Raw genomic sequence first — 12,103 nt, 5'->3', positions numbered from 1 at the left:
CAAATATGATTAAAATCCTTCATCTCTCTGACATCCACATGGGAAGCGGCTTCTCCCACGGACGAATTAATCCCGCGACTGGATTAAACACACGGTTGGAGGATTTTGTCAATACTCTCTCTATATGTATTGACCGAGCGCTGACAGATACCGTCGATATGGTGATATTTGGTGGCGATGCTTTCCCAGATGCTACACCACCGCCTTATGTACAGCAAGCTTTTGCTAGCCAGTTTCGCCGTCTCATGGATGCCAATATTCCCACAGTGTTGTTGGTAGGCAACCATGACCAACACTCTCAAGGGCAGGGAGGGGCGAGTTTAAATATTTACCGCACTTTGGGAGTGCCAGGGTTTGTTGTCGGTGACACAGTAACTACTCACTGCATCGAAACCCGTAATGGCAAAGTGCAAGTAATTACTCTGCCTTGGCTGACTCGTTCGACTTTGATGACTCGCCAAGAGACTGAAGGTTTGTCTTTGGCGGAAGTCAACCAACTATTAACGGAACGTCTGCGAGTTGTGCTAGAGGGGGAAGTTCGCCGTCTTGACCCCAATGTGCCTACTATCCTTTTGGCTCACTTGATGGCTGACAATGCAACCTTGGGCGCAGAACGCTTTTTGGCGGTGGGTAAAGGCTTTACTCTGCCCCTATCTTTGCTGACACGACCTTGTTTTGATTATGTAGCGTTGGGACACGTCCACCGCCATCAAAATTTGAATAAATCTAACAACCCACCGGTGATTTATCCAGGGAGTATTGAACGGGTAGATTTTAGCGAAGAAAAGGAAGACAAAGGCTATGTGATGCTGGAACTGGAGCGGGGAAGCGCTGAGTGGGAATTTTGTGCCTTAACAGTTCGGACTTTCCAAACCATTGAGGTGGATATCTCGAAAGCAGATGAGCCGCAAGTGATGTTAATGAAAGCGATCGCCAAGTATGATATTCAAGATGCTGTAGTGCGGCTAATTTACAAACTCCGCTCTGAACAGATGGATTTAATTGACAGTTCCTCTCTACATACTGCTTTAAGTCCTGCTCACACCTACACTATTCAAGCAGAATTAGTGAGTCAATTAGCTAGGCCCCGGATTCCTGAATTGAGTGCGAGTAGCAGCATCGACCCAATGGAAGCGTTGAAAACTTACTTGAATAATCGCGAAGACCTGAAAGATATCGCAACCTCAATGATGGATGCAGCGCAGAAGTTGCTAGCAGATGAAGTGGAAGTTTGGCTGGAAGCAGCAACTAATGAGTAGGATAAAGCCAATTAATTGACTATACTCCACAGTTAATAGATATCTTTGCTGAAATTGACCAGCAACGTCAGATTTACACGTGGATTATAAGCGGGTAAGTAATCTAAAATAACATTGGGTGAAAAAGTACTTAAGTTCTGTGCTAAATCTATCTTTGTCTGTAGAGGAATTTGAGTATGCTAAGACGCAAGCGCGGAGTTATACTCACTTCTGTTGGTTTACAGAAGTTTGAGGAAGCAAGGCACAAGTTTGAGTTTCGAGATAATTTTGGCAAGAGATTCACTCTTGAAGAGTTAAGCTACCGCACTAACTTAGACCCTCTAACAATTAGAAAAGTTTTGAACCGTAGGAAGGGAGTTGACAAGCGAACACTTGAGGCTCTCTTTCTTGGTTTTGATAGCCGCCTATGCGAAGGCTACTATTCGACCTCAGACCCCAATTGCCGTCAAGATTGGGGGGAAGCTGTTTCTGTCTTAGCATTTTACGGACGTACAGAAGAACTCAGTACTCTGGATGAGTGGTTGCTGAAGGATAGCTGTCGATTAGTGACCATTCTCGGAATGGGTGGAGTCGGGAAAACTAGTCTGTCGATCAAATTGGCAGAACTAATGCAGGACAAATTTGATTGTATTGTCTGGCGATCGCTGTATGACGCTCCACCCATTGATACATTCTTGGGTAGCATCATTCAGTTTCTGTCTGACGAGCAAGAAACTGAGGCAGAATTGCCGGAAAGCGTTAATGATAAGATTTCCCTGCTGCTTAACTACTTTAAGGAAATGCGCTGCTTGGTCGTGTTCGATAATGTAGATGCTGTGTTACGTGGTGGAAGTCGAGCAGGACAATATAACCTTGGATATGAGCAGTATGGCGAACTCCTCAAACGAGTAGGTAAATCAGACCACCAGAGTTGCTTGCTACTCACAACGCGAGAAAAACCTAAAGAGGTTGCCTCTCTAGAAGGAGAAGCTTTGCCAGTGCGAACTTTGAGATTGGGTGGACTCAAAGAAGGAGAGGGAGAGGAAATTCTTAAGAGTAAGAGGCTCAAGGGTTCAGAAACTCAATTTAACGCACTGGTCAAACGCTATGGGGGCAATGCCTTAGCCTTAAAAATTGTGGCAACTACGATTCAAGATTTATTTGATGGTTATATTTCTGAGTTTTTAAAAGAAGAAACCACCGTATTTGGCGATCTTCGCGATCTATTAGAGCAGCAATTTGAGCGTTTATCTGATGAGGGAAAAGATGTAATGTACTGGCTAGCGATTAATCGGGAACCAGTAACCCTCTCCAAATTACGAGAAGATTTAGTATCGCCTTTTCCCCAACTCAATTTAATTGAAACGCTGGAATCTTTGGGACGGCGATCGCTCATCGAACGAGATACAGCCTGCTTCACCCTACAGCCAGTCGTGATGGAGTATGTGACAAGTCGCTTGGTTGAGCAAGTTTGTGAGGAGATTGTTAAGCAGGAGTTTTCGCTTTTTAGAAGCCATGCTCTGATCAAAGCCACTGCCAAAGACTATATCAGAGAGACTCAAATTCGTCTCATTCTCTATGCCGTAATCAACCGATTAATTCCACTGTTGCAAGGTAAAAAAAACTTGGAATATGAACTGACTCAAATCTTACTTAAACAGCGAGAGAAATCACCCTTGGAGCCGGGATATGTAGCAGGTAATATTCTTAACTTACTCAATCAGCTAGGAACTAATTTAACAGGCTATGATTTCTCTGGCCTCAGCATTTGGCAGGCTGACCTACGAGATGTAAATTTGCAAAATACGAATTTTGCTTACACCCATCTAGCGAAGTGTACGTTTACTGAAACCTTTGGTGCTATTCATGCGGTAGCCTTTAGTCCTGATGGAGAACTTCTGGCGGTAGGTGACAGTAATGGAGAAATTCATCTTTACCAAGTTAGCGATGTGCAACCAGTCTTCATCTGCACGCGACATAAAAGTTGGGTAACATCACTGACGTTCAGCCCTGATGGTAAGATTCTCGCTAGCGGTAGCACAGATTACACAATAAAGCTATGGGATGTTAGTACTGGTCAGTGCCTTCGCACCTTAGAAGGGCATACAAATGAGGTTTGGTCGGTTGCATTTAGCCAAGATAATTGCACATTAGCAAGTGGCAGCGATGACTGCACCGTGAAGCTATGGAATAGCAGCACTGGAGAATGCTTCAAAACACTCCAGGGACATCATCTTAGTTGGGTACTATCTGTTGTCTTTAGGGGAGATACTCAACTGTTGAGTGGTAGTGACGATCGCACTGTTAAAGTGTGGGATATCAACACTGGAAAGTGTATGCAAACGTTTGAAAAACATCATAATAGTGGAATACGGTCAATAACCCTCAGTCCAGATGGTGAAATACTGGCAAGTGGCAGCGAGGATCACACTATTAGGCTATGGAAAACTCAAACGGGTGAATGTCTTAAAACACTTCTGGGGCATTCAAATCGAGTTTTTTCAGTGGACTTCAGTCCGCAAGGCGATCTTTTAGCTAGCGGTGGGCACGATCATACCGTGAAGTTATGGGATGTCGATACGGGTGAATGTTTCAAAACACTTCAAGGACATTTCAGTTGGGTGTTTGCAGTTGCCTTCAGTCCCCAAGGCAAGCTTTTGGCTAGCGGTGGACACGATCAAACCGTGAAGCTATGGAGTGTCGATACAGGTGAATGCCTCAAGACCCTACAAGGATATACCAATCAAATACTCTCTGTTACCTTTAGTCCTGTTGGTGCTAGTTTACCAAGCATTGGTCAAATGTTTGCTAGTAGCAGCCGCGATCGCACTGTGAGGTTATGGGATACCGCGACTGGTGAATGCCTCCAAGTGTTAAAAGGACATTCCAACTCGGTTCATTCAGTTATCTTTAATCATGAAGGAAATATCCTAGTCAGCAGTAGTGTAGATAAAACACTAAAAATATGGGATGTTCCTTCAGGTAAAACCTTAAGAACTTTACAAGGACATCGCGCAGCAGTTTTGTCGATTGCCTTTAGTCCAGATAGCCAGACGATCGCAAGTGGCAGTGAGGACTGTACTATAAAATTATGGGACGTTCGTTCAGGTCGAACCTTAAGAACCTTACAGGGACATAATGCTGCGGTTTGGTCAGTTGCCTTCATCTCTCAAGGAGAAATATTGGCGAGTGGCTCCTGGGATCAAACGATCAAGTTATGGGATATTACCACGGGTAACTGCCTCAGAACGTTGGCAGGACACACGAGTTGGATTTGGGCAATTGCGATCGCCCCTGATGGTAATATCCTGGCAAGTGCTAGTCCAGATCGAACAATCAGGCTGTGGAATCCGCACACGGGTGAGTGCCTCAATGTTTTGCAAGCAGACACAAACTGGTTGCAATCGATCGCCTTTAGCCCTGATGGCAAGATACTGGCTAGCACGAGTCACGATCTGACAATTAAGTTGTGGGATGTGTGTACGGGTGAGTGTTTGAAAGTTTTGCACGGACATACAGGCTTGGTTTGGTCAGTTGCCTTTAGTCCAGATAACCAAACCTTGGTTAGTGGCGGTGACGATGAAACGATTAAACTTTGGGATATCGTAGCAGGCAAATGCTTAAAAACCATGAGAGCGAGTAAGCCCTATGAGCAAATGAATATTGTCGGAGTTAAAGGTTTAACTGAGGCGGCAACTGCCACGTTGACCTCTTTAGGAGCAGTTATCTAAGCTCAAACCATTAGCCTAGTAGTTCGCCAAGTTCACCTGGCGGGGAAAGGGTAAAGGTTAAAGGGAAAAGATTGTGAGTTTTTTTCCCCTTTACCCCTTCCCCTTTACCCCGACTTTTGCAAGAAGTTCACTGAGACATGACTGTTCGGGCTGCTTCGAGGGTGCGATCGATGTCTGCTTCGGTATGAGCTAAAGAAGTAAATCCGGCTTCAAATTGAGATGGAGCTAAATAAACTCCATGCTCTAACATCCCGCGATGGAAACGAGCAAATTTACTTAAGTCAGACTTCTTAGCATCCTCATAATTGCGAACCGGGCTTTCGTTAAAGAAGAAACCAAACATCCCGCTAATCTGACCACCGCAGGCAGCATGACCTGTTTCTTTAGCAATCTCCAGCATCCCCTCTGTAAGTCGCTTTGTAATGCGATCGAGATGCTCGTAAGTTCCAGGTCGTTGTAACAACTCTAACGTCTTGATCCCTGCCGTCATTGCCAGTGGATTGCCCGAAAGCGTTCCGGCTTGATACACGTTTCCGGCTGGAGCAACCATCGACATAATTTCTTGGCGACCACCATAAGCGCCGACTGGCAGACCGCCGCCGATCACCTTACCTAAGGTAGTTAAGTCAGGAATAACACCAAATTTCTCCTGCGCTCCACCGTAAGCGATCCGAAAGCCTGTCATCACTTCATCAAATACCAGCAGCGCTCCATGTTCTTGCGTCAGTTTTCGCAAACCTTCAAGAAAACCCGCATCAGGTGGAATAAAACCTGCATTGCCAACAACAGGTTCAAGAATTACACCAGCAATTTCACCGGGATTTTGCTCGAACAATACTTTTACTGCTTCTAAATCGTTGAAAGGAGCGGTCAGCGTGTTGCTAGTCACGGATTTGGGTACACCAGGAGAATCGGGCAAGCCGAGAGTGGCAATACCAGAGCCAGCTTTAACGAGAAACATATCGGCGTGTCCGTGGTAGCAGCCTTCAAACTTGATTGCTTTCTCCCGCCCCGTAAAAGCTCGCATCAGACGAAGAACAGCCATACAAGCTTCCGTGCCGGAGTTGACAAAACGCACCATCTCGATACTGGGAACAGCATCGATTACCATCTGTGCCAGTACATTTTCTAGATAGCAGGGCGCACCGAAGCTAGTTCCTTTATGCAGGGCATCGTGCAGAGCAGCAATGACTTCAGGATGAGTGTGACCGCAGATAGCTGGCCCCCAACTGCCAACATAATCGATATATTGATTGCCATCTACATCCCAGATGTAAGCGCCAAGGACGCGATCGAATACGATTGGCTGTCCACCAACAGATTTGAAAGCCCGCACAGGGGAACTAACTCCTCCTGGCATTAATTTTTGGGCAGCAGCAAAGATTTCCTCTGATTGGGTGGTTTTTAAGCGAGTCGTTGCAATCATAATTTTTTCTCCTGAGATATTTGATCTGATGCGATCGCGAAGAGCGAGAATCTAGTTATTAAGAGTGACAAGCAAAAGGTGCAGATATTAGACCTCTTGCAAAAATATGTTTTTGCGCTCTTAGGGAAAAGGGTAAAGGTTAAAGGGAAAGGATTTTGAGTTTCTTTACCCTTTCCCCCGACTTTTGCAAGAAGTCTATTATTTCAATTCGAGCATGACTTCATTGCGTCTGAATGCGGGCAAGATGAACGGAGAGTCATAGAAAGCATAAATCGCTTTACCTTTTGTCTCGATACCTTGCCGAGCCAGAAAAGCAGATAATTTGGCTTCGTTTTCCTGCAATTGTTCATCCCCAGCTAGACCAGAAAAATGGATTGCCGCTACTTTGTTGCTGGGAATTTCTTTGATAGTAATGCGAGAGTCTTTTGGTTTTGGCAGCGTTGCCAGCGTATATTGTGAGGGCATCGCGAACTGTACCGCCCAAGTAGCCCGATCGCTTGTGGCAAGATTTTCTCCCGCTTCTTGTTGAATGACAGGCGCAGTCATAGCGATTTTTTCATTTGGCTGGGATTGCGTGACAGGTGCAGTCATGGCAATTTTTGTTACAGACGTGTTTTCACCAAATATGTAAGCGGCAAGAATCGAAAATGCAGCCTTGTTTGCTCGATCTCTTTCAGCTTGAATGACTGTTTCAGCAACAATTTTTGGCTCGTATTGCCGGATTTCAATATCATCATAAGATTGCAATACGCAATATTTTGGTTCTTCAGTTTGACTCATAAGACTTTCACAAATAGCTAAAATTAATGCCAATAAAAAATCACGTTCTCACTAGCCAAATTAGATAGTTCCTTGTTTTCCCACTTCTTGTACTAACCGTCCATCTTCCATGTGGATGATGCGATCGGCAATATCGAGAATTCGATTATCGTGAGTGACGAGTAAAATAGTGCAACCCTGCTCTTTAGCTAGACGCTGCATGATATCTACAACATCGCGACCTGACTTTTTATCGAGAGCAGCAGTAGGTTCGTCGGCAAGAACAATTTTAGGACGACTGACAAGGGCACGAGCGATCGCAACTCGCTGCTTTTGCCCTCCAGAAAGACTGTCTGCATAATAATCGATGCGATCGCCTAAACCAACACTTTTCAGAGTATCCGTTGCCAGCCGATCGATATCTTGCTTTAGGTACTCATCATGTAGTTCCAAAGACATTCGGACATTCTGCTTTGCTGTTAAGAAAGTCAACAAATTGTGTGCTTGAAAAATATAACCAATCTGCCGCCGCACTTGCATCAGTTGCCGCTTATTAGCCCCAGATATTTCCTGTCCCAAAACTTTAAGGTTGCCTTCTTGAGCGGATCTCAATCCACCTATTAATGTTAGTAAGGTGGTTTTACCAGAACCGGATGGCCCAGTCATAATCACAATCTCTCCAGAATAAATGTCGAGATTAATATCAAACAAGACTTGCTTGCAGAGTTCTCCCCGACCGAAGTAGTAATCGAGATGGCAAACTGAAATAACGGGTTTTTGGGAAGTGTTTTGAGTTTTGAGTTTTGAACTTTGATCGAGACTAATTTCTTGCAACATGAGAGTTAAACCGTAAGTTTGGACTAGGTTCTAGAAAACTATGAGTTTTGAAATGCGATATTTTTCTAAACTTCAACTCAAAATTCATCACTCATTGCTCAAAACTTAGAAGATATCAGCCGGATCGGCTGCTCGTAACTTTTGCATAGCGATCGCTCCGGCTCCAATACACATGACGAAAGTCAAAATTAGCACAGTTCCCGCACGAGCTAGTTTCATCGTAGTCGGTAAAAACGTCACGGATTGAAAAAAGATGTAAAATCCACTCGATAGCAAAAAACCTGGAAGAAAGCCTAAAACCGCTAAAATAAAAGCCTCTTGAGCGATAACTCCAATCAGATATATATCGCTGTAACCCATTGCTTTTAACGTTGCGTATTCGGGCAAATGATCGGAGACATCAGTATAGAGAATTTGATAAACGATAACTGCTCCGACTAAAAAACCAATTGCAACACCAAGGTTAAAAGTCGGGCCAATAGAGGAGCCTGTAGACCAATATGCACTTTCACGAGCAGTGAATTCATCTAGGTTTAGTACCAGTAAATCATCCGGTAGCTTGGCTCGCAAATCAGCCTGGATCTGCTCGATCGAGGCATTTGGTTCTACGTCAACAATACCCAGATCGATTTCGTTTGCTTGGCGTTGGGGAAAGAGCCGTAAAAAGGTAGAATCGCTGACGATCAGATTGCCATCAGCAGAAAAAGAAGAACCGAGCTTAAATAATCCAACTATTTGAATTTGATAATCGTTAGCTTGAACAGAAAGCGGATTCTGTTTTTTCAGTAAACTAGGAACGTCCCCAAGCTGAGGAACCAATCCGGCTCTGTCAAACAATGCTCTATTTAATAACTTCAGTTTATTCAATTGTCGATCGAGTTCTGGTAAGTCAAATGCTGGCTGATTCGGATCGATTCCGTAGACGAAAATTTTACGGCTAGCTCGATTTTCAGGATTTCGCCACGATGCTTGACCCACATATAGCGTCGCCAAGGATTTTACACCGTTAACACCTGCTATTTTATAGAGCTTATTTCTGGAAAAACTTTTGATAGATTGCAAGTTATCAGACAGTTTATTGACTAAAAATAAATCTCCTTTAAGTGTGGTATAGGGGGTAACTTGCGAATCAAAGAGTGCATCTCTAACTCCCAGTTGAAAAAACATCAGAAAATCAGCAAAGGCAATTCCTGCTATTGCAACTAATAAACGAGTTTTTTGACGGCTCATTTGCCGCCAAGCAAGTGGGGTTTTACGAAATAATTTACCGAATATAAATGCTTGGATAGTCAAGTCGCTTCGCTCCAATTCAAAATTATAAATTCAAAATTTAAGAAACACATCCTTGGGTGAAGTGAAGACGCGATTCATCGCGTCTCTACAAAATGGTCTATTTGTCGCATTATTTTTGAGAATTAGTATTAATTTTGCCTGTTGCCTCTTATTGGTTGATATTGTTATTTGGCTGAATGGCAACCTGTACTTGCAAATTAGTTAAGTTCGCAACTCGTTTGCTATCTTGGGGATCGAGTGCAATTCTCACTTCAATGACTTTGCGATCGAGGTTTTCTCCAGGTTCGCCGCTAGTTACTTCTTGTTGGATCACCTGTAGCCCAATGAGCCGAACGGTTCCGCGCAACTCTGGGGAAAAAGACTCACTCGAAATCGTTACCTGTTGACCTTCACGAACTTTGCCAATATCAGTTTGATATATCTCTGCGATCGCTTGCATCGAGCTAGTTTGTCCGAGTTCGGCAATGCCTTTCTCACCAACAACTTCTCCGGGTTTGGCCTTAATATCGAGAATGCGACCTGCTATAGGGGCGCGAATATAAACTTCTGCGAGATCGGCTTCAGCCTTTTTGACTGCGGCGATCGCTTTATTAACTTCGGCATCTGCTGCTTGCACGTCTACCGGACGTACCTCAGCAATCTTATTTAGGGTTGCCTTAGCTTGCTCGATCTGCTGCCGTAGAGTATCTACACTCTTATTTTGGTTAGCTCTCGCTTCGGTAAGCTGTGCTTGCGCTGTTTCCAGAGCAAGTTGTTTTCGATCTACTTCCACAGCAGAAATCGCTCCGTTTTGGTAAAGCGAGGAATAGCGATTGTACTCACTATTGGCAGTTTTGACTTCGGCTTGCCAGCGAGAGATAGTGGCATCTCTAGTAGCTGTTTCGCCCTTTAACTCTTCTTCAAGGCGATCGATTTCAGCTTTTTGGGCGGCAATCTCTCCAGATTTTGCGCCAGCTTGCACCTTGGCTAACTCTGCCTGGGATACTTTAACTTGTGCTTGTGCTTCGAGTAGAGCATTTTGCAGCCGATCGCGCGAATCCATAATGGCGATCGCTTGACCTGCTTTAACACTACCGCCACGCTGTACGAGTAGTTGGGCTACGCGATCGTTGCTTAAGGTAGCAGGTACGGATACTTTGATGACTTCCGTTGCTGGTTCTATCCGTCCTAAAGCGGTAATTTCCTCAATCTTTGGTCTGGTTTGCACAACTTCAACGGGTTTGCTGGTTGGTTTTGATTGAGAATTTGATTGAGAAATACCATAGAAAGCGATAATTCCTGTAAGGGCGGTACCACCGACAACTACAGCCAGTGTCCATTGCTTTGAAGGTTTCGAGAGCAATTGTAAATTCATGTCAATCCTTCAAATTTCAGTGAGGACTTGAGTAACGTAAAGCAGGCAAGCAACGGTTTGACGGCAAAAGTTAAACCAGAAGCGATGTCAGGCTTGCCCAATCTTGAGGCTTTAAGAATACTTGGTATAACTCGGCTTCTGGGGTGTTTGGTTCGGGTTGATAGCCGTACTCCCAACGCACTAATGGAGGTAAAGACATCAAAATTGACTCGGTGCGCCCGTTAGTTTGCAGACCGAAAATCGTGCCGCGATCGTAAACTAAATTGAATTCAACGTAGCGTCCGCGCCGATATAATTGAAAATTACGTTCGCGATCGCCATACTCCATTGACTGCCGCCGCTTGACAATTGGCGTGTAAGCAGGTAAAAAAGCTTTACCACAATCCTGCACGAATGCAAATAATTCTTCCCAATTGCGGGATGCTGGTATGCCAACGCGATCGCTGGTGATTGCTGCTGCTCCTTTGGGATCGGGGCCTCGATAAAGCTGACCTTGACCGTCCTGATAGTCAAAAAAGATCCCGCCAATGCCCCGCATTTCTTGACGATGTTTCAGATAAAAATACTCGTCGCACCAAGGTTTAAAGACTGAATAATATTCGGGATCGTGCGCGTCACAAGCCTGCTTTAATGTGTAATGAAAATGGGCTGCATCTTCAGCAAACGGATAGTAAGGCGTTAGATCGATGCCGCCGCCAAACCACCAAACCGGGCCAGCTTCAAAGTAGCGGTAGTTGAGATGAACAGTTGGCACGTAAGGATTGCGCGGATGCAATACCATTGAAGTTCCGGTGGCATAAAACTGATGTCCCTCGGCTTCGGGGCGTTGTGCCAAGATTGAAGGCGGAAGGTGAGAACCCCAAACTTCAGAGAAATTAACTCCACCTTGCTCGAATACTGCACCGTCTCGGATAACGCGGGATCTGCCACCGCCCCCTTCAGGTCGTTCCCATGTATCTTCCTGAAACGTGCCTCCGCCATCTAGCTGTTGCAAACCCTGAGAGATTTCGTCTTGCAACTGTCGCATCAATTGACTGACTCTAGTCTTGGCATCAACTGGGGGTAGAGATTTGGATTGAGTTGCTTGAGGAGTTAAAGTAGTCTTCATAAGATCAACCTATTTTTCCTATTTCCTAATAACGAACATTTGAACCAAGAAAGGCAGAGGGCAGGAGGCAGGAGGCTCCAAGGAAATTCTGATTCCTGACCTCTGCCCGTGACCGTAGGGAACAAGGTGTTTCTGTGCAGGAGTACCGAAATAATCTAAAATCTAAAATTCTTAGTCGATGCATTAAAGGTGCAGGTCGATGCATTAAAGGTGCAGGTCGATGCATTAAAGGTGCAGGTCAATGCATTAAAGGTACAAGTCAATGCATTAAAGGTGCAGGTCGATGCATTAAAGGTGCAGGTCGATGCATTAAAGGTGCAGGTCAATGCATTAAAGGTACAAGTCAATGCATTAAAG

At 44.7% G+C, this 12,103-nt stretch carries 8 protein-coding genes; 2 read left to right on the top strand and 6 right to left on the bottom strand.

Going from position 1 to position 12,103, the window contains the following annotated elements; genetic code table 11:
- Nucleotides 1-5 precede the first annotated feature (5 nt).
- Together V7K53_RS11770 and V7K53_RS11765 are read left to right on the top strand one after the other, a co-directional pair.
- Complete coding sequence (locus V7K53_RS11770) at nucleotides 6-1,259, top strand: exonuclease SbcCD subunit D (RefSeq protein WP_335197692.1); 1,254 nt, start codon at nucleotides 6-8, stop codon at nucleotides 1,257-1,259.
- A 176-nt stretch (nucleotides 1,260-1,435) separates the two neighbouring features.
- Nucleotides 1,436-4,969, top strand: a complete 3,534-nt coding sequence (locus V7K53_RS11765; RefSeq protein ID WP_335197690.1) for an NB-ARC domain-containing protein — start codon at nucleotides 1,436-1,438, stop codon at nucleotides 4,967-4,969.
- Nucleotides 4,970-5,096: 127 nt separating this feature from the next.
- On the opposite strand, the gene hemL is transcribed toward V7K53_RS11765, so the two are convergent.
- From hemL to hemF, 6 genes are all read right to left on the bottom strand, one after another.
- Nucleotides 5,097-6,395, bottom strand: a complete 1,299-nt coding sequence (hemL, locus tag V7K53_RS11760; RefSeq protein ID WP_442940483.1) for a glutamate-1-semialdehyde 2,1-aminomutase — start codon at nucleotides 6,393-6,395, stop codon at nucleotides 5,097-5,099.
- Between the two features lie 198 nt (nucleotides 6,396-6,593).
- Nucleotides 6,594-7,175 (bottom strand): SOUL family heme-binding protein, encoded by a 582-nt coding sequence (locus V7K53_RS11755; RefSeq protein ID WP_335197689.1) that lies wholly within the window; start codon nucleotides 7,173-7,175, stop codon nucleotides 6,594-6,596.
- A 60-nt stretch (nucleotides 7,176-7,235) separates the two neighbouring features.
- Nucleotides 7,236-7,991, bottom strand: a complete 756-nt coding sequence (locus V7K53_RS11750) for a DevA family ABC transporter ATP-binding protein (protein WP_335197687.1) — start codon at nucleotides 7,989-7,991, stop codon at nucleotides 7,236-7,238.
- Nucleotides 7,992-8,096: 105 nt separating this feature from the next.
- Nucleotides 8,097-9,284, bottom strand: a complete 1,188-nt coding sequence (devC, locus tag V7K53_RS11745) for an ABC transporter permease DevC (protein ID WP_335197686.1) — start codon at nucleotides 9,282-9,284, stop codon at nucleotides 8,097-8,099.
- A 148-nt stretch (nucleotides 9,285-9,432) separates the two neighbouring features.
- Complete coding sequence (locus tag V7K53_RS11740) at nucleotides 9,433-10,638, bottom strand: ABC exporter membrane fusion protein (protein WP_335197685.1); 1,206 nt, start codon at nucleotides 10,636-10,638, stop codon at nucleotides 9,433-9,435.
- A gap of 70 nt (nucleotides 10,639-10,708) precedes the next feature.
- Entirely contained in the window at nucleotides 10,709-11,746 is a 1,038-nt protein-coding gene (gene hemF, locus V7K53_RS11735; RefSeq protein WP_099103267.1) for an oxygen-dependent coproporphyrinogen oxidase, read from the bottom strand.
- Nucleotides 11,747-12,103 lie beyond the last annotated feature (357 nt).

The sequence above is a fragment of the Nostoc sp. genome, from assembly GCF_036917355.1.
Classification (GTDB): domain Bacteria; phylum Cyanobacteriota; class Cyanobacteriia; order Cyanobacteriales; family Nostocaceae; genus Nostoc.
This window is presented reverse-complemented; position numbering and strand designations above follow the sequence as displayed.